The 18,384-nt window shown below is 41.2% G+C and carries 17 protein-coding genes; 6 read left to right on the top strand and 11 right to left on the bottom strand.

Features of this window, described 5'->3' with window-relative positions:
- Nucleotides 1-33 precede the first annotated feature (33 nt).
- From ACQ86K_RS07155 to ACQ86K_RS07140, 4 genes are all read left to right on the top strand, one after another.
- Nucleotides 34-606 (top strand): hypothetical protein, encoded by a 573-nt coding sequence (locus ACQ86K_RS07155; protein ID WP_431200076.1) that lies wholly within the window; start codon nucleotides 34-36, stop codon nucleotides 604-606.
- Between the two features lie 63 nt (nucleotides 607-669).
- Nucleotides 670-1,476, top strand: a complete 807-nt coding sequence (locus ACQ86K_RS07150) for a sensor histidine kinase (RefSeq protein WP_091163090.1) — start codon at nucleotides 670-672, stop codon at nucleotides 1,474-1,476.
- Between the two features lie 26 nt (nucleotides 1,477-1,502).
- Entirely contained in the window at nucleotides 1,503-2,150 is a 648-nt protein-coding gene (locus ACQ86K_RS07145; RefSeq protein WP_090523305.1) for a response regulator transcription factor, read from the top strand.
- Nucleotides 2,151-2,482: 332 nt separating this feature from the next.
- Entirely contained in the window at nucleotides 2,483-3,115 is a 633-nt protein-coding gene (locus tag ACQ86K_RS07140; RefSeq protein ID WP_431200075.1) for a Crp/Fnr family transcriptional regulator, read from the top strand.
- Between the two features lie 285 nt (nucleotides 3,116-3,400).
- On the opposite strand, the gene ACQ86K_RS07135 is transcribed toward ACQ86K_RS07140, so the two are convergent.
- From ACQ86K_RS07135 to ACQ86K_RS07110, 6 genes are all read right to left on the bottom strand, one after another.
- The gene (locus ACQ86K_RS07135) at nucleotides 3,401-4,342 is read right to left on the bottom strand and encodes a helix-turn-helix domain-containing protein (RefSeq protein WP_091163088.1); all 942 of its coding nucleotides are present in this window, start codon (nucleotides 4,340-4,342) and stop codon (nucleotides 3,401-3,403) included.
- Between the two features lie 248 nt (nucleotides 4,343-4,590).
- Nucleotides 4,591-5,145: a RagB/SusD family nutrient uptake outer membrane protein gene (locus ACQ86K_RS07130; RefSeq protein WP_431200074.1), complete on the bottom strand. Its 555-nt coding sequence runs from the start codon at nucleotides 5,143-5,145 to the stop codon at nucleotides 4,591-4,593.
- Entirely contained in the window at nucleotides 5,142-6,119 is a 978-nt protein-coding gene (locus tag ACQ86K_RS07125; RefSeq protein ID WP_431200073.1) for a RagB/SusD family nutrient uptake outer membrane protein, read from the bottom strand. The genes ACQ86K_RS07130 and ACQ86K_RS07125 overlap by 4 nt, the downstream gene beginning before the upstream one ends.
- Before the next feature lie 24 nt (nucleotides 6,120-6,143).
- Nucleotides 6,144-9,278, bottom strand: a complete 3,135-nt coding sequence (locus ACQ86K_RS07120) for a SusC/RagA family TonB-linked outer membrane protein (RefSeq protein WP_431200072.1) — start codon at nucleotides 9,276-9,278, stop codon at nucleotides 6,144-6,146.
- Nucleotides 9,279-9,794: 516 nt separating this feature from the next.
- On the bottom strand, nucleotides 9,795-10,673 hold the full coding sequence (locus ACQ86K_RS07115; RefSeq protein ID WP_091163085.1) for a hypothetical protein: 879 nt from the start codon (nucleotides 10,671-10,673) through the stop codon (nucleotides 9,795-9,797).
- Between the two features lie 71 nt (nucleotides 10,674-10,744).
- Nucleotides 10,745-11,986, bottom strand: coding sequence for a YdcF family protein (locus ACQ86K_RS07110; RefSeq protein ID WP_091163084.1), 1,242 nt, complete (start codon nucleotides 11,984-11,986; stop codon nucleotides 10,745-10,747).
- Nucleotides 11,987-12,172: 186 nt separating this feature from the next.
- Here ACQ86K_RS07110 and ACQ86K_RS07105 point away from each other — a divergent pair, with 186 nt between their 5' ends.
- Together ACQ86K_RS07105 and ACQ86K_RS07100 are read left to right on the top strand one after the other, a co-directional pair.
- The gene (locus ACQ86K_RS07105) at nucleotides 12,173-13,360 is read left to right on the top strand and encodes a PAS domain-containing sensor histidine kinase (RefSeq protein WP_091163083.1); all 1,188 of its coding nucleotides are present in this window, start codon (nucleotides 12,173-12,175) and stop codon (nucleotides 13,358-13,360) included.
- Nucleotides 13,357-14,400: a response regulator gene (locus ACQ86K_RS07100; protein WP_091163082.1), complete on the top strand. Its 1,044-nt coding sequence runs from the start codon at nucleotides 13,357-13,359 to the stop codon at nucleotides 14,398-14,400. The genes ACQ86K_RS07105 and ACQ86K_RS07100 overlap by 4 nt, the downstream gene beginning before the upstream one ends.
- A gap of 80 nt (nucleotides 14,401-14,480) precedes the next feature.
- On the opposite strand, the gene ACQ86K_RS07095 is transcribed toward ACQ86K_RS07100, so the two are convergent.
- The 5 genes from ACQ86K_RS07095 to ACQ86K_RS07075 all read right to left on the bottom strand — a co-directional run bounded on the left by ACQ86K_RS07095 (nucleotide 14,481) and on the right by ACQ86K_RS07075 (nucleotide 18,275).
- A complete protein-coding gene (locus ACQ86K_RS07095) occupies nucleotides 14,481-14,663 on the bottom strand; it encodes a hypothetical protein (RefSeq protein ID WP_431200071.1) in 183 nt (60 codons plus the stop codon).
- Complete coding sequence (locus tag ACQ86K_RS07090; protein WP_431200070.1) at nucleotides 14,651-14,875, bottom strand: hypothetical protein; 225 nt, start codon at nucleotides 14,873-14,875, stop codon at nucleotides 14,651-14,653. The genes ACQ86K_RS07095 and ACQ86K_RS07090 overlap by 13 nt, the downstream gene beginning before the upstream one ends.
- Before the next feature lie 25 nt (nucleotides 14,876-14,900).
- Nucleotides 14,901-15,356: a hypothetical protein gene (locus ACQ86K_RS07085; protein WP_091163080.1), complete on the bottom strand. Its 456-nt coding sequence runs from the start codon at nucleotides 15,354-15,356 to the stop codon at nucleotides 14,901-14,903.
- A gap of 68 nt (nucleotides 15,357-15,424) precedes the next feature.
- Entirely contained in the window at nucleotides 15,425-16,831 is a 1,407-nt protein-coding gene (gene dacB / locus ACQ86K_RS07080; RefSeq protein ID WP_091163079.1) for a D-alanyl-D-alanine carboxypeptidase/D-alanyl-D-alanine endopeptidase, read from the bottom strand.
- Nucleotides 16,809-18,275 carry an APC family permease gene (locus tag ACQ86K_RS07075; protein WP_091163078.1) on the bottom strand — a complete coding sequence of 489 codons (1,467 nt, stop codon included), beginning with the start codon at nucleotides 18,273-18,275 and terminating at the stop codon, nucleotides 16,809-16,811. The genes dacB and ACQ86K_RS07075 overlap by 23 nt, the downstream gene beginning before the upstream one ends.
- Between the last annotated feature and the right edge of the window lie 109 nt (nucleotides 18,276-18,384).

The raw sequence follows: 18,384 nt of genomic DNA, 5'->3' as shown, positions 1-18,384 counted from the left end.
GCGTTACAAAACTGCTGCAAAGTGGAACAGCTAATGAAAGGTATATCTGACTGGTCGGAGGTTTGGGCGTTGCTCATTCCCCTGGCCATTCTTTGTTTGAAGAAAAAACAACCTGCTTTTAACAAACCTGTTGTTATATATTTATGGACAGCGCTGGCAATTAATGTAACTATTGACGCCATATGGAAGCTTAAAACCATTTTACCGCATCCATACAACACCAATAATTATCTGTATAATATACACTCCATAATCAGGGTGTTATTATTTAGCTCTTTTTTTATAAAGTTAAACCAGCAGTTTTTGTCCAAAACAAAAAGGATAGCGCCTTATATTTTTTTAGGGTTTGTACTTATCAATTTCAGCTTTTATCAAAATTTTTTTGATTACGGACAATTGAGCAGCAGATTACTATCATTTGAGGCGGTAATTATGATGTTTTATTGTATGCAGTATTACCTGTTTAAAATAACCGACGATGAAGAACCCGGTAAGAAACAGCCCGACTTTTGGATAGTAACCGGCCTGGGTATTTACTACACTGTAAATTTTTTTATTTTTTGTTATACAATGAACTCACAATACGCCTGCACAATTTTGCCATAAACCTGTGGAACATCCACAATTTCACGTATACCATTTTATGTGTATTTATAGCGAAAGGGTTATATGAAACAAACGAATGATGATATCAGGCTCCTGCTCTTTATGGGCATTGCGGTTATGCTTTCCTTATTCGCAAGTATATTGCTCATTTTTATATTTTTTCAGCGTAAGAAATACCAGTATCAGCAAAAAATACAAAGGCTGCATCAAACCCAGCAAAACCAGTTGATAGAGGCAGCTGTGCGCAGTGAAGAAACTGAACGTCATCGTATTGCCGAAGAGCTGCATGATGAAGTGGGCGCCATTTTATCGGCATCAAAGCTGCATCTACAAGGAGTAAAGATCAACGTTATTGATAAAAACAATGAGCCGAGGTATGAAAAAGGACAGGAGCTGCTTGACATGGCCATTAAACAGGTGCGTGGTATTTCGCACAATTTGCACTCCAGTATTCTGAAAGAGTTCGGGCTAAATGAAGCAATCAGGCATTTTGTTGAGAAAATAACAAATAACGACCTCATATTTATTACCACCGATCTTGATGATTCATATACAACCCAGGCTAATGAAAATGATATTAGCATATACCGCATGGTGCAGGAGTTAATGAACAATATACTTAAACATGCCAGACCTAAAAAAATACATATCACATCAACTTATAACCACGATGCTTTAAACATTAGTATTTTTCATAATGGGAAGGGGCTTAGCCATGCACAATATGAAGAACTGAAGTTTAATAAACAGGGCCTTGGCCTCAAAGCTATCCAAACCCGCATCATTTTGCTGAAAGGCGAGGTATCATTCAATCACAAGCCCGAGGGATACTACATTAATATCAGCATCCCCCGAACGATTACTATTTAACCATTATAACAATCAAAAATAAGGCGATGAAACCTATTAAAATTGCCATAGCCGATGATTATACCATATACAGGGACGGCCTCAAAATTGGACTTACCCAGGATGAGAACCTGGAAGTAATGCTTGAGGCCGGCGATGGTGAAGACCTGATAAAAGGCATTGAAACCAATATGCCCGATGTAATTATCATGGACCTTAAAATGCCTGTTATGGATGGCATGGAAGCTACCAAACACATTAAAAAGAAGTATCCTGATATGAAAATTTTAGTGGTGACGATGTACGATGACGAAAAGTTCGTAATTCATTTAATGGAGATTGGCGCCAACGGGTATCTGCTAAAGAACGCAGAAGCTGAAGAAATCAGGAAAGCGATATATTCGGTACACGAAACAGGCTATTACTTTAACAATATAGTAAGCAACGCACTTTTAAAGAAATTGGTGATAAAAGGTAATATCAAACCATCCTTTAAAGAAGGCGTTGAACTCACCGAACGGGAACAGGATGTACTGAAATTAATTTGTGCCGAAAAAACTGCCAATGAAATGGGCAAACAACTATTCCTTAGTCCGCGCTCGGTTGAAGGGATCAGGCAGCGCCTGATAGATAAGGTGGGCGTACGAAATACCGCAGGGCTGGTAATGTTTGCTGTAAAGAATGGGATAATATGAGGCTTTTTTAAAATTAGCCATCGCATTTTGCACATCCCCTTAAAACAAGATTCCGTTTATTAATAAACACACAAAATAAACGCTTAAAACAAACCTTAAAAAGCATAATTAATCTTTTCGCTTAACAAAAAACATGATTTATCATTGTTAAAATCATATAAACCAATAATTATAGAAAAATTCATCAATTAAAATTCATTGTTTTGATAAAAAATACAATTTTCATTGATATTTTTACAACAAAACGTTGACTGATTGATCAAGATTTGAATGAAAAGAAATATCCAGTGCGATAATCAAACCTGTCTTTTATGTAAGGGCTGTATAAAAGAGTGGCTGCCTGCAATTGCAGCCAACAAAAAAACTTTAATGTAAAAAAAGGACAGGTTATTTTCAGTGAAGGCGACCCGGTGAAAGGAATTTACTTTGTTTATGAAGGCAATGTAAAAGTTCATAAAAAATGGGGGCCGGATAAAGAACTTATTATTCGCTTTGCCAATAAGGGTGCCATTTTTGGTCACCGTGTGTTGGGTAAACATGCCACCCACTACCCTATTTCGGCAACAGCGTTGGAAGCAGGTATTATATGCTACATTGATATGGAGTTTTTTGAAGCTACTTTAAAAGTAAACCCTCAGTTTACCTACCAGCTAATGTTATTTTTTGCCGACGAACTGCAGGAGGCTGAACGCAAAATGCGTAATCTCGCGCATATGCCGGTAAAGGGCCGCGTTGCCCAGGCACTCATAAGCCTCAAAAATCAGTTTGGTACAAACCCGGAAGGCCATATTGATGTAGAACTTACCCGGCAGGACCTGGCCTCATACGCCGGCGCCACTTACGAAACCGTTTTCAGGGTAGTTAACGAGTTGTTACAGGAAAAACTGATTAGCACAAATGGCAAAAAGATCAGTATTATCAATCATGATAAACTTTTTCTTTTAACTCAGGATGATGAGTTGTAAATGGGATAATTACTTCGAAATATTATTATCCTTTTGCCTTAAATGGGTTTATTATTTTTAGCTTTTTTGGGATAAAAATCATGAGGCGTAAAGCAGAATATTTGTGTCGATTGCGATATTATTCATAATCATTAGCTTCACCCCTGTCAAACCTATACCCATTATTCAAGGTAAATTCATTTAATCTGTCGTTCAAATGATCAACGATTTTTTATATAGGCTCAGCTTCTCTTTAAATTAACGACAATCATTTTTCACATTTAGATAATTATCGGCAGCCAGCCCTCACCCAACCAAATTCCGTACTTCAACCGGCGATAACGATGTTTGCTTTTTAAAGAAGTTTGAAAAATGCGACAACTGCCCGAAGCCCAGGCTATAGGCTATTTCCGATATATTCCAGTCGGTTTGTTTGAGCAGGATGCGGGCCTCCTGGATGAGCCTGTTGGCTATATGTTCGGTGGTTGTTTTTCCGGTGCTTTCTTTTAATACCTTATTGAGATGGTTACTATGAACAGCGAGCCTGTCGGCATAGTCTTTAGCAGTACGCAGGATCACCTTTTGATCGGGTGACGCTATTGGAAATTGCCTTTCAAGCAGCTCAATAAACAGGGATGATACCCTTGCAGATGCATTATGACTGTTATTATAATTGGTAAAAGGCTGCAATTTTTGGCCATAGTGAATCAATTCCAGCACATAATTTCTGATCAGATCATACTTGTACAGATAGTCTGATGCTATTTCCTGCTGCATCTTCCTAAAAACAAGTGTGATCTCCTCTGCTTGTCCATCAGTAAGCATAAACACAGGGCACCCTCCGGGACTAAAAATAGGCAATGAATCCAATATTACCCCACTTTTTGATTGCACCAAAAATTCATCAGTAAAAATACAGAAATAGCCAGACTGTTCCATATCCTGTGGTTTCCAACTGTAAGGGATTTTTGGGGTACCAAATACCAGCGCATTTTTTTCAATATCGATCACCTTATCAGCATACTCAGCTATGTTTCGGCCCCTTACCAGGTTTATCTTGTAATATAGCCTGCGATTGTAAGGCACATGGGTAGGGTCTTTTTTTACTATAGCGATGATGTCGCTAAGGTTAAATACATTAAAATGCCCTATCTCCTTGTTGATATCAGCCGGAAGCAGGTCTCCCACCGTGCAGTTGGTACGCTCGGCGGCCTTTTTATAAAAATCTTCTACTGTTACCGTTTTCATTTTTTTGCTTTGATGAGCTACACAAACTTAATGATAACTACATCACTATTTGCTTCTGGTAAATCAGTTCTTACAAAACTCAAACAAAAGTTTGCAGTAGATCAACACTTTATATTTTCCGGAGGCAAAACAAACTTAATACATAACAGAAATGTTATTTGAATTTGATAAATACCTATTAACAGATGATAAAAGAAGCCGCCTCATAATTGACTTACGAGGCGGCTTCCTTCTATATAATACCAGTATTAATAACCCGGGTTTTGGTACATCTTAACAGGGTCAAGTTTGTACTCATCAAACGGAATCGGGTAATAACGATCTTTAGTGGTAAAGTTTGCCAATGAAGCCAAACCAAAATCAGTTTGTTTTTTTGCTTTGAAGTAAGCTACCAGATCTGCATCGTTAAAGGTACGCAACAAATCGTACCAGCGGTGATGCTCAAAAGCAAGCTCAACACGGCGCTCATGCAAAATAGCCAGCTTTAATGTTGGGTATTTGGTGGCATAATCACTGTTAGTCATTGATACAGCATAAGTTGGCATACCTGCACGTGTGCGTACCTGGTCAAGGAAGCCGATAGCAGCAGCCTGGTCGCCAAGGTAGTTATTAACTTCGGCCAGGGAAAGGATCACATCAGCATAGCGCATCAGGATCCAGTCGTTACCGCCGTAGCCATTTACGCCGGCGCTGGTGCTCACATCCCTGAATTTAGTAACAAACCAGTCTTTCACAATAGGATCATTGGCATATTTAACAGAGAAAGTCATGCGGGGATCGTTGGTTTCATACTCATTAATCAAATCATGAGTAACATTATAACCAGCACCTGATGATTTTTTTGCGAGTTGATAGTCTCACCCTTCGCCTGGAAATTAGCCGCAATTGAAGAGCTATAATTAACATCACCCTGAATATTTACTATCTGGAAGATTAACTCCGGACATGTTGTTTTTTTTGCGACATCAAAAACATCAGTATAAGGGATGCTGTTTAGCGTGCCAAAAGTACGCATATTATAAGCATTCATTAGATATGTTTTGGCATTGGTAAGGTTAGTTGTACGGTTAGCCTGATCCTGGGTAGTTGCCATAGTAAGGTACACCTGACCCAACAGGAAATTAGCAGCCGCTTTTGAGGCTCTGCCGGTAGAAGCTTGCAGGTTAGGGAGCGGGCTGTTATTGATAACATCTGTCAGATCGGCCACTATCTGTTGATAAACAACAGCTTGCTTTTCGCGGAAAGTAGCTGCAGGCAATTCAGCATAAGATAATTGCTTAGTAACCAACGGTACATCCCCCCAAAGGCGCACCAATTCAAAATAAGTAAATGCACGTAAAAATTTGGCTTCGGCAATGTATTGCAACTTTACACTATTATCCGGAAACGGCACAGCATCAATATGCGACAACACCACGTTAGCGCGGGTAACAGTACCATAAAGCGATACCCAATGATTTTTAAGATAGGTATTGCTTGGCAGTATCGAAAAATTACCAAACTGAAAAGGTTCGCCTGCGTTTGACTGGTTATCCTGAGTACCGGTGTCATCCGAACGCTGATCTGTCCACAAATCACTGCTTTCGCCTACATTATTGCCACTGCGTAACGATTGATAAATACCGTTTACAGCCAGTAACACATCATTAGGGGTTTTATAGCTGGCATCAACCGTTATAGCGTTGGGGTCACTCTCATTTAAAAAGTCTTTTTTACAAGACGGGCTTATCGCCACTGCAACTGCAAGGCAGGCAATGGCTACAAATTTTTTATTCATCTCAATATCTCTTTAAAAAATTCATTAAAAAGTAACATTAACACCTAAGTTATAAGATCTAACCAGCGGGTAAGTACCATAATCGATACCTGGGGCCAGATTGGCAGGCTGAGTATTGTTTGAAGCAGCGCCTGAATAATTATAATCCACATCTGGGTTATAACCTTTATACTTGGTGATGGTAAATGCGTTCACAACGCTGGCAAAAACGCGTGCTTTGCTCAGGCCTAAAGTTTGCTGCAGGAAGGCAGGCAAGGTATAACCTAAAGTAAGGTTGGTACAACGCAGATATGAGCCGCTTTGCAGGTAAAAAGTTGATAAACGGGTACTGTTACTTTGCGTACCGGCACGTGAAGCACGGTAAAATGAACCGTCCCCTGGTTCAGCTTCGTTACGATAACGTTGTGCAACATTAGCATACTGGTTACCGGAACCTTCCCCATTGTACAAATAATAATCCTGCCCGTCAAGTATCTTATTACCATAAGAACCGTTGAATGAAGCACCGAAGTCAAAACGTTTGTAAGTGCTGTTAAGGGCGAAGCCGTAAGTAAATTTAGCATATGGTGAACCGATAATGGTTTTATCAGCATCATTCACAACACCGTCTTTATTGGTATCAACAAACCAAAGGTCGCCAATTTTGGCAGGGTTGGTTTGAGAAGCTGATGGAGCAGTTTTACCATAGTTAGAAGCGTTGATTATACCACCAACCTGGAAACCGTAGAACATACCGATAGGCTGGCCCTGGGTAGTTATACTGGTAAGGTATGAACGCTCGGCACCGTTGATGATGAGGGTATTTTGAGCAGGCAGTTTAACTACTTTGTTGCGGTTTAATGAAATATTACCGCTCGCGCCAAATGTAAAATCCTTTGTATTAATTATCTTACCATCTAACTGCAAGTCAAAACCGGTATTACGGATCCTTGAGTCGTGCAGATTAGTTAAGATAGTAGTACTGCCGGATATTGCCGAAATTGGCTGATTGTACAAAAGGTTATATGAATAACTTAAGTAATAGTTGGCGATAACCTGTAAACGGCCGTTAAATAAACCAATATCGGCACCAAAGTTATATTGTGAGGTTGTTTCCCAGCTTAGCTTAGGATCCTTTAAACCGCCGGCGTATGTAGCAGTAGCAATACCACCGTTTAACACTGCACCAACCGGGCTGGCCAGGGTTTGTGCGATAGCGTAGTTAGGGATATTGAAGTTACCACTTTTACCCCAGCTTGCACGAATCTTAACTGTTGACTGTTCGCCAAGGAAATTGTGATAGAAAGACTCGTCAGAAAGGTTCCAGCCTGTGGCCACAGAAGGGAAATAACCGTATTTATTTGCCGGTCCGAAACGAGAAGAACCATCGGCACGAAACGATGCGGTTAAGAAATATTTACCCGCACAGTTGTAGTTTGCACGACCAAGATATGACAATAACGTATAAGTACTTTTAGAAGCCGAGTTTAAACTAAAGAAGGCTGCATCGGCACCTTTACCTGAAAGTTCTGGTACATAATCACTCTGAAAACCGTTTGCTTTTACACTGATGTAATCGCTGGTTGTTTTTTGCGCAGTGTAACCGGCTAACGCATCAAAGTGGTGTTTACCAAATTGTTTGGTATAATTCAACGTAAACTCAGCCAGCCTGTCAACGTTAACAAGGTTTGATGCCTGTGCATTGGCCGCCAGTATTGACTGCTGAGATCCCGGAGGGAACGCACCACTGCTTATCGTGGTTGGGTAGTAGTAATCGTATTTTTCGGTATAGGTTTGTGTACCAAGGTTAGTTTTAAAATTAAAACCAGGCAAAATATTATAAGTAACGTTTGCATTATAAGTATTACGGTAACCCTTTCTATTAATTTTAATACGCTCGGCAAGTGCTACAGGATTTTCGATGCTCTGATAGCCGTATTGTGATGAACCGGCAGCTTCAACGTTTGTTTGTAAAGTACCATCAGCATTATAAGCAGGCAGGTAAGGCATATAAATCAAGGCGCCAAGGATTGGGCTATGATCAAAGCGGCCTTCTTGTGTTTCCTGGTTGGTGTTTTGAGTATAAGCTATGTTTGCACCAATATGAATACGTTTACTTACATCACCATCAATATTTGTACGAAAGTTAACACGTTGCTGACCTGTTGATTGAATAATACCTGGCTGGTTTTGATACGCACCGCTTACATAATAACGAATACCATTCGATGCTCCTGAAAAAGACAAGGTATGTTTCTGGAAAAACGTGTTGCGGTAAAGCTCGTCCTGCCAATCGGTATGTACTGTTTGTTTAATAGGGGTTTGTGAAGCAAAATCATATAAGCCGTTAGGAATGCTCACACTGCCCGAGTTACCAACGTTAGTAACGCGGGTTACGTTGTTATCCGAATACATGGCATCGTTCCAGGTATGGCCTGAATTAACCCAAAGGTCATGATAAGCGTTGTTACGTCCGTCGATAACCAGCAGTGCTGCCTGATCGGCATCAAGCAATTTTACTTTGTGGGCAAGCTGATCAACGCCGGTCTGTACATCATATTCAAAACGGCCTTTACCTTCTTTACCTTTTTTGGTAGTGATCAATACTACACCGCCAGATGCGCGTGAACCGTAGATAGCGGCAGATGCAGCATCTTTCAAAATGTCGATGCTTTCGATGTCATCAGGGTTAATGAAGATATCATTACCGGCCGGATAACCGTCAATTACATATAGGGGATCAGAGCTGGCATTGAATGAGCCAACGCCCCTTACCCTGATTTTAGTGCTTGTATAAGGTGCACCGCTGGTTTGAGACACTTGTACACCTGATACCTTACCAGCAAGGGCCTGCCCCAATGAAGGAGCAGAAAGATTAAGATCACTGGCTTTAACGCTGGCAATAGAACCGGTAACATCACTTTTACGAATAGACTGGTAACCGATGGCCACCACCTCATTAAGCATGTTTGACTTTGGTTTCATCTTAACGTTAATGGTTGATGAACCGCCAACAGTTATTTCCTGCTGCTCATAACCAATAAAGTTAAAAACCAGCATGGCGCCTTCTTCGACCGAGATGGTATATTTACCGTTTGTGTTAGTTGCGGTACCCTTATCAGTCCCTTTGATCCGAACTGATACACCGGGTAACGGAAGATTAGTTTCTGTCGGTAACAATACCCGTGATTTGGGTTGCGTTATATACTATATTTTTTACCGAAGCATTTGAGATAAAAGGTTTTAGCAAAACCAGTAAAAACAATACAGGAATTAAAAAAACCTGCTCAAAAGATTTGGGTTAATCTTTTTATTCATATTTTTAAAATTGATTGTTGAAAGAAATGACTTAAAGCCTTGGACCGCTTTTGAGTTATTTGACAATTATCCCGGACCGGGTGAGTGTTAGCGCATTCACCGGTTCTTAGTTTTATCGCCGGGCCCGATGTTAAGTTGAAGTTATGTTACATAGGCGATATTTTTAAAGACATGAGCCAAAGATTAATAATTTAATAATTATTATTGCGTTATCATTAAATAATATTAATATAAAGTTATTAATATTGTAATAATGACAGCAAAGCTAAACCTGTTATCTTAACCAAAGGATACCTTAGTGTTAAATTTACATTAAACAAAAAATAGAAAAATACTTGCCTATTTGCAGATTTTTTTGCTTTAGCCCGTTTTTTAACACTACCATGAAGTAGTGGTAAAATTCACGTTATTTTTCCGTGAGGAGGTTACGGCTATCCCTTTCTCACCACCACCGAGCAGGGAAAAACCTTCCAACTCATCGCCTCTGTCAATACCATCAACCTGGCTTAGCACCACCTGTTTACCGGCCTCTATTGATTTTTTAAGATCAACATAAGTAAGCCGCCATTGCCTGCCCTCAAGCTTATTCTGGATCAATACTAAAACGCCTTTATCAGCCTTCCAAAACAGATTTTGTACCCAGGGTGTACACGTAAATTTTTTGTAAAGCACACCAGGTTCCTTCGTGCTTTTGGCTTTGGCCAGCTTTTCAGGGTCGTATAAACGCACTTCGTTGCCGTGATCACCATAATCTGCAGTGGCTACATACCACTTATTATTATACTTTACATATTCCGGACGGGTGCCCTGGATACAGGCATCATCCTCAATGGTATTAATTAAGTTACCATCAAGCGTACCGGTTTTAAGCAAGCCTTTCCAGTTTACATTATAAATAACCGCTCTCCACTGGCTACCCGCCGCATTCAATCGGATAGAGTTGCCTATAAAGGTTGGGCCTCTATCATTGTTATAGGCTATGCCGGTAGGGTGGTTAATAATATCCTGCCCGTTTTGGGTTAGCTTATATTCCTTATGCAGATATACCAGGCTATCATTTTCCAACTTAAACTCCCGGATCATTCCAACTTCCCTGTCGCCATATAAAAATATGCGACCATTTTGGTATGAAATACCCTGGCAGGCGCCCAACGAGTCGATAGTTATGGCCCGGTTAAGCTTATGATCAATGGTACCGGTGGTGATGCTGCCGATACCTAAAACAGCAGCTACCATAGTTAAAGTAAGTTTTTGCATTAGTTTAATAAAATATTACATGAATGATCAGACCACAGCTTTAAGCTTTGCTCATTCCGCTTTCGGCTTTCTTAACGAGGGTCAAGGGGTTCGTCAGGATCAATTTGTTTGGCTTCTTCTACCGGGTAATATTCAACTTCGGTTTCGGAGTTACGCTTGGCCAGTTTATATGGCACATAGTTCAGTTCCTTTTGGCAGCGGGCATCCATATTCATTATAAAATCGGTTTGTGATTTATCGGTTACCACAATTCCGGGCTTATCGGCAGGGATACCATATTTATAAAGCAGTCTCGCGCTGTTACGCATATTTGTTGTGGTATGACGTGCATGAGGTTCAATGATGATCGCATTTTCAGGAATGTGAAGGGTTTTTACTAAATAAACTTTCATTTCCTCGGCTTCATTATACTTTGTTTTATATGGATGCACATTGCCGCCCGATACAATGATAAACGGCGCTTTGCCTGCCTTATATTCCTGTACCGCCAGTCTGCAGCGCAGCATCCCCTCACCGCTCAATGGCGATGTTAAATTATCCGGACCAGCGCCGGGTACAAGAATATTTGAATAAGGATAATCGGCCCATTTAATGGTTTTGATACGGGTTACGGCAGCCTTATTGCTACCTAACTCCATAGGCTCGTAATTGGCTGGATCCTGCCTTTCGTTGATCTGCAGATAAAGCAGGGCTGCCTGCGTAGCGGGTTCAAAAAACAGCTTTGTTCCTTTAATATCACCCAACAATGTAGCGGAAGCATCATACATCAGGGTATAATATGCCCTCGCTTTAACATTATAGCTAATAGAATCTATTTGCGGATAGTTAGGCTTTTTGCCTTCAGCATAAATGCCAATAGTGTAATTAATACTACCTGCGTCCTGCTCCCATGCTTTTATAAGCAATTGCTCTGGCGATAGTTTTTTATACAAGCTATAAAGGCCCGATGGGATCAGTTTCGATTTAACCATCCTGTCAAACGCGTTACCTGTTTTATATAGTGCTGCAAGCCGGTCGCTTACGGTTTTGATGTCCTCATCAGTTAGTTTTACCGCAGTTACTAAGCACGCCGCGTCTTTACAATCAGTAAGAGAAGTGCTAAGGGCGCTTAGCTTTTTCTGAGTGAGCTGTGCCAGTTCAGGATCGTTTTTAAGTAAATTGCTTACTTCGGCATCCTGCTCAAATAAAGTCAGCAGGCCGTAGTTTTTAATCTTTACATAATCTGTCGGGGCATTTTTAACAGGGGCCTGGGTTTGTGCAAAGGCGCTTAAACCACCTAATCCAAGCATAGTTAGTAGCAGGAGTTTTTTCATTGAGCTGTTTTTTAACAAGGCGCAAATAACGCCTAAGCAGATAAACTCAAAGTTAACTACCGGTAACTTTCCTCTTACAAAAAAGGCCTAATTTTAATTTTAATTAAGATATACCATCTTTAGGTGTAAAAAATCCATATCAAATTTGATATTTGCAAAAGCAGATAAATATCTCAAACCTCATCTATGGAAAATGCTGCCTTATTAAAAGCGATTATTGAAAATGCTATCGATGGCATTATTACTATCGATGAACGGGGGATTGTCGAATCTATTAACCCATCGGCCTGCAAGTTATTTCAATATGAACCTCATGAAGTTATCGGAAAAAATGTATCGATGCTGATGCCCCAGCCTTACAGGCAGGAGCATGATCATTACATCAATCGATATCAAACTACCGGTAAACCACATATCATTGGTATAGGTCGTGAAGTAACAGGCTTGCGTAAAGACGGCACCCAATTCCCGTTCAGACTTGGGGTTAGTGACGTAAATTTTTCGGGACGTAAAATATATGCCGGCTTTATACACGACCTTAGCCGTGAGAAGGAAGCTGAAGATAAGCTGAAGGAATACACATCACACCTGGAGGAGGTGGTAGAGGAACGCACCCTCTCCTTGAAACAATTTGTTGTTGAACTGCAAAAAACCAAGGAGGAAGTAAGCCAGTCTCTCGAGAAAGAGAAAGAACTGGGGCAATTGAAAAGCCGTTTTGTATCCATGGCATCGCATGAGTTTCGTACGCCGCTAAGCGCTGTTCAATTATCAGCCTCGCTCATTGATAAATATGCCGAGCCTTTGCACAGCCTGCAGATCAGCAAGCATGTTAATAAAATCAAAAACGCCGTTGGCAACCTCACTACCATTCTGAATGATTTTCTCTCGCTCGAAAAACTGGAAGCCGGGCGTATTGAACCATCATACACCAGGTTTGACCTGGTTAAGCTGGCCGAAGAGCTAACTGAAGAAATGCAGATTATGGCCAAGCAAAACCAAAATATCCTTTATCAGCATACAGGTACAGATAGTATGGTTTACCTCGATATTAATCTGCTCAAAAACTGCATCATCAACCTCATCACAAACGCCATCAAATATTCGGGCGAGGACAGTTTTATTGAATTTAGTACCGAAATAAATGCTTCCGGCTGTTCCATTACTGTAAAAGATAATGGCATAGGCATTCCCGAAAGCGACCAGAAGCATTTATTTGAGGCATTTTTCAGAGCGCACAATACAGGCAATATCGCGGGTACCGGTTTAGGCCTTAATATTGTGGCCCGGTACACTGCCCTTATGAACGGCAGGGTTGATTTTCAAAGTAACGTAAACGAGGGTACTTCATTCACCATTTCATTTCCCGCATCATGAACCAAAAAATCCTTATCATCGAAGATAACAACGATATCCGCGAAAACGTGGTAGAAATACTGGGGCTGGCCGGTTACACGGTATTTGAAGCCGATAATGGTAAAACCGGTATTGAACTGGCCGTTAACAACCTGCCCGATGTAATACTTTGCGATATCATGATGCCCGAACTTGATGGTTATGGCGTTTTATTTATGCTGAATAAAAATCCCGAAACTGCCGCCATACCTTTTATATTTTTAACCGCAAAGGCCGAACGGATTGACCAACGTAAAGGTATGGAAATGGGTGCCGATGATTACTTAACCAAGCCTTTTGATGATATTGAACTGCTGAACGCCATTGAAAGCAGGCTCAGGAAAAAAACTGCCCAGCAATGCTTTTATAGTCAATCGCTCGAAAACCTAAATTCAATTGTATCGAAGAACAGCGGTCTCGCTGAACTTAAACGTATTATTGGCGAACGCAAGGTACGCCTGTTTAAAAAAGACCAGGTAATTTATTATGATGGTGATAAGGGAAATGGCTTGTACCTGATATTGAAAGGCAGGGTTAAAACCGTTAAACTGGCAAACGATGGCCGTGAGTTGATGACCGCCATCCACTCTGCCGAGGAATACCTTGGCGTAAATGCTCTACTTTCGAACGAGGCTTATATCGACACAGCGACCGCCATGGAGGACAGCCATCTGTGCCTGATCCCTAAAGATCAATTAGACAACTTGCTCAATTTATACCCTGATATTGCGCGTGAGTTTATCAAACTGCTTTCTAATCATATCCGCGACCGGGAAGAGCAATTATTGCAGCTTGCGTATAACTCAGTACGGAAAAGGATGGCCGATACCCTGGTGCGACTGCATAAACAGCAGGGTGGGGATTTCAAAATTTCGCGGGAAGACCTTGCTGCTATGGCCGGTGTGGCAACTGAAACTGTGAGCCGTACCCTTACCGATTTTAAAGATGAAAACCTAATCGATAAAAAAGGAAGCCAGATCACCGTGCTTTCGCCCGAACGGCTGGCCAAAATGAAAAACTGACCGCTGCTATTTTTAGATGATCCTGCTCATTCCCTAAGTAATGATTTGATTACAACAAACCATTTGCACCCCTGTGCAACCTATTTTTGTATCAACACCAACAGCTCCTGTGGCGTTTCATAAGTTGTACCTTTGTAGCTGAGTGCTTTAGCGCCAACACATACGGTATCAACGGTTTTGGTAGTGTGTGTAATATAGATCTTCCCGCGCACGTCCGGTTCTGTACCGTCACTCACCATCTTCATACCGGTTAGCAATTGCATAACACTATCAATTCCCGGCTTTTTGTTAAAGTTTTTTCTTTCCCTTCGGGGAAGTAATAATCAAACTTATCGCAGGTGATCCTGAACTGAGTTTCGCGGCCAAGCTCTGTGAACTTAAATTTGATGGACTGGACATCATCATTTGAGCTGGTTTTGCTTTTGCAGGCAACGAATGATGCTATCACAAGTAAAAGGATATTGAGTTTTTTCATTGGTTTATATGTTCTTCAACTTGTACTAATATCGGGGTTTTACATATACAACGTAAATATAATCCTGATAAGCCATCCATGACTGCACCTTTTCAGTATAACAAATATCAAGCGCATTCACATATGTCCAATATCGCGATTTATTGCCAAAATGAAAGCGTATGCCAAGCGTGGTATTCCTGGTTTTAAGCATGGTACGGATCTCCATACGGGCAAAGTCAAGCAATGACCTGTCACTCGCAGGATCTCCATTGAGGTTAACATCGATAAAACTTCTATCGGGCGGAAAACTAACCTTATGTTCTGAAGGTGTCAGTTTGGGCCACGAAGGATCAAACATTACCAAATCAATGCAGTTCCGTTGTGTAAACACTTTATGCTGGTGAAAGAAAAGCACGCAAAGCACAGGAAGTAAAACCAGGCTAATTAATCCAGGAGCGTAGGTAATAGGTTTGTGGGGAGCTAAGGTTAATATTTTCATGATGAGGTTTATAGTATTAAGTTCACTATATAACGTCAAATCATCAAAATTATTCCTGTAAACTCTTACTACTTCAATTCATCCAACACCCTGAACATTTTCTCCTTTATACCACGGCTCGGGCCGCTGAAATTATTAACCATGATAGAAAAACAAAGCTCTCGCCCGTTTTTGGTTTGATAACCGGCATAGCACAACACATTGTTGATGCTACCGCTTTTCATTTTCATATCATTATAAACCGGCAGACTTGTATAAAAATCAGCAAACCAGCTTTCCTTCTTTGCCGATTGCAGGATGCGGGCCAGCGTTAACGTAGTTACCCTGTCACCGGGCGAAAGGCCGCTGCCGTCGTAAATATTCATGCTGCGGGTATCTATACCTTTGGCCGCCCAAAACTTTTGTACCTCATCCACACCATTTGCCGTTGTAGGCTTGCGTCCCTGTTTCCAGGCTATGGTTTTGAGCAGTTGCTCAGCGTAAAGGTTAATACTTTTCTGATTAAGCCAGTAAACTATTTTGCTTAAAGTTGGTGATGATATAGTTGCCAGATTTTTAGCAATTACAGGCAATGGCAGGTTTTTAGCGCTCAACGTATTGGCTGATTCCGGCTCATTACCGATAATGATACCTAAACCCCTCAGCGTATCATTGAGCCGCAACGCAGCATCATAAGCAGCATCGGGTAAGGCCGCCGAAATACTTTTCTTATCCTGATCAATGGCATAAGTACCACGCAGATATATTACTTTACTGTCAACCGGTAAAAAAGCATAAGCATTATCGCCTGATCCGGCAGAACCATTTGTCAACTCGCTTTTAAATGCAAGGTATGGCATCAGCGGAATAGTACGCGATATGCCAACTTGGCTACCAACCGCACCCGTACGCAGCTTTATATCAAATTGATTTTCGCGCCAGCAAAGACCCGATGTACCGGCTCCGTAATAGTTACCGATGTCCTGCCAGATCCAGCCTTCGGGGATGGATTGTGTACCGAAGATGCTGTCATCGCCAATGATGCGGCCGTTAACTTTTTTGATCCCGGCCTTTTGCAGGGCATCGGCCATAAGGGCTATTACACGCCCCTCTTTGGTTTGCTCATAACGCCAGCTGCCCAGGGTTGGATCGCCAGCACCTTTAATGATGATATCTCCGGTCAGGGTGCCATCGGCCCCAATCTCGCCGGTATAACCTAATTGCGTTTGATATTGAAAATCGGGACCTAAAATATTAAAAGCCGTAATACTGGTAATGGTTTTAAGCGTTGAAGCGGTAGCCAAACCCATGTTAGGGTTACCGCCAAACACCTGTTCCCCGGTTTTGGCATCAAGTACGGTTAATGATACTGAAGCATAATTGCACTGGCTATCCGCCTGCAACCTCCCAAAAGCATTTGATATTTTTTGCTGAAGCGTTTGCGCCGCAACAGACTCTCCTATAAATAAAAAACTAATTACCAGTAAGCGCCTCATCCTGTTTTTTAACGTTCCGTTGCGAAATATAATATATCGGTAAACCTATAAGCACAATTCCGAGCCCGATAAGTGTAAAGCTTTGTTTATAAACAAGCAACAAAATACAAAATGCAATCCCCATGACAATGTAAAGTGCAGGCAAAATGGGATAACCTATAGCTTTATAAGGACGTTCGGCATCAGGGAGTTTAGCACGTAAAATAAATATGCCCAATATAGTCAGTACATAAAATACCACTACCACAAATGAGATCATATCCAGCAAATCGCCATAACGACCACTCAGACAAAGTAACGAGGCAACTACGCACTGGATCCATAAACCAAACTGTGGCACACCAAATTTATTCAGGCTGCCTGTTTTCTTGAAAAACAGACCATCTTTGGCCATAGTGTAATAAACCCTCGCCCCCGAAAGGATCAAACCGTTATTACAGCCAAACGTTGACACCATGATCATAAGGGCAATTATGTAAGTGCCCACGTTACCAAAAATAACGTGTGAAGCAGCTACAGCCACCCTATCCTTATCGGCAACAGTAATTTCATGTAATGACAATACGCCAGTGTAGACCACATTGGCCATCACGTAAATAAAAGTCACAATGATAGTACCCCACATCATACTTAAAGCAACGTCGCGTTTCGGGTTCTTCATTTCGCCGGCAACAAAGGTCACACTATTCCAGGCATCGCTACTAAAGATAGAACCAACCATGGCTGCGGCAATAGCGCCAAGTGCTGTACCTGTGGTGAGAGTAGTAATGCTGCCGTCTTTATTTAGGTTATGCAAATCCCACGCGTTTGTCCAGTTGGCATGCCATATATCTGCTTTAAAAGCAAAAAGGCCAAAAATTATAAGACCAAAAAGACTGATAAGCTTGGTTAAAGTAAAAACGGTTTGAATAACCTTTCCGCCCTTTACCCCGCGGGTATTTACATAAGTAAGGATAATGATCAATATAATAGATACCACCTGGGCGGCACTTATAGCAAAAAACTTCGCATCACCCGTTGATGTTGCCCCGGTTTGCAACTTCCATAATATATTATCCTCGCTAAAAGCAGGTATTAAATAGGCGGTGAATTTACTGAAAGCCACCCCCACCGCCGCGATAGTGCCCGTTTGGATCACTGCAAAAAAGCTCCAACCATATAAAAAAGCGACGAGCTTGTTGTAAGCCTCCTTTAAATATACATATTGGCCACCAGCTTTGGGAAACATACCGCTCAATTCGCCATAACTTAGGGCCGCGGTAAGGGTCATGAAACCGGTGATAACCCAGATAGCTATCAGCCAGCCAGCCGAGCCAACGTTACGGGTAATATCTGCACTAACAATAAAAATACCTGAGCCTATCATGGATCCTGATACCAGCATGGTACCGTCCAGCAAGCTAAGCTCATGTTTCATTTTTGGTTGCGATGAGTTTTTCGCCATATATTGTTTTAGGGTTTAAATCTCTAAACTATTCAAAAAACTTTAATATTAACGATCACTATAGTAAATAAATAAAATTACTATTTTGCAATCACCAATTGTTATTACA

This window comes from Mucilaginibacter sp. P19 (assembly GCF_050632265.1).
Lineage (GTDB): Bacteria > Bacteroidota > Bacteroidia > Sphingobacteriales > Sphingobacteriaceae > Mucilaginibacter > Mucilaginibacter gossypii.
This window is presented reverse-complemented; position numbering and strand designations above follow the sequence as displayed.

Coding starts and splice junctions, on each gene's coding strand:
- ACQ86K_RS07145 (WP_090523305.1), top strand. CDS start 1,503: ATGAAACCTATTAAAATTGCCATAGCCGATGATTATACCATATACAGG.
- ACQ86K_RS07105 (WP_091163083.1), top strand. CDS start 12,173: ATGGAAAATGCTGCCTTATTAAAAGCGATTATTGAAAATGCTATCGAT.
- ACQ86K_RS07125 (WP_431200073.1), bottom strand. CDS start 6,119: ATGAATAAAAAATTTGTAGCCATTGCCTGCCTTGCAGTTGCAGTGGCG.
- ACQ86K_RS07155 (WP_431200076.1), top strand. CDS start 34: ATGAAAGGTATATCTGACTGGTCGGAGGTTTGGGCGTTGCTCATTCCC.
- ACQ86K_RS07100 (WP_091163082.1), top strand. CDS start 13,357: ATGAACCAAAAAATCCTTATCATCGAAGATAACAACGATATCCGCGAA.
- ACQ86K_RS07150 (WP_091163090.1), top strand. CDS start 670: ATGAAACAAACGAATGATGATATCAGGCTCCTGCTCTTTATGGGCATT.
- ACQ86K_RS07085 (WP_091163080.1), bottom strand. CDS start 15,356: ATGAAAATATTAACCTTAGCTCCCCACAAACCTATTACCTACGCTCCT.
- ACQ86K_RS07110 (WP_091163084.1), bottom strand. CDS start 11,986: ATGAAAAAACTCCTGCTACTAACTATGCTTGGATTAGGTGGTTTAAGC.
- dacB (WP_091163079.1), bottom strand. CDS start 16,831: ATGAGGCGCTTACTGGTAATTAGTTTTTTATTTATAGGAGAGTCTGTT.
- ACQ86K_RS07135 (WP_091163088.1), bottom strand. CDS start 4,342: ATGAAAACGGTAACAGTAGAAGATTTTTATAAAAAGGCCGCCGAGCGT.
- ACQ86K_RS07090 (WP_431200070.1), bottom strand. CDS start 14,875: ATGAAAAAACTCAATATCCTTTTACTTGTGATAGCATCATTCGTTGCC.
- ACQ86K_RS07095 (WP_431200071.1), bottom strand. CDS start 14,663: ATGCAATTGCTAACCGGTATGAAGATGGTGAGTGACGGTACAGAACCG.
- ACQ86K_RS07075 (WP_091163078.1), bottom strand. CDS start 18,275: ATGGCGAAAAACTCATCGCAACCAAAAATGAAACATGAGCTTAGCTTG.
- ACQ86K_RS07115 (WP_091163085.1), bottom strand. CDS start 10,673: ATGCAAAAACTTACTTTAACTATGGTAGCTGCTGTTTTAGGTATCGGC.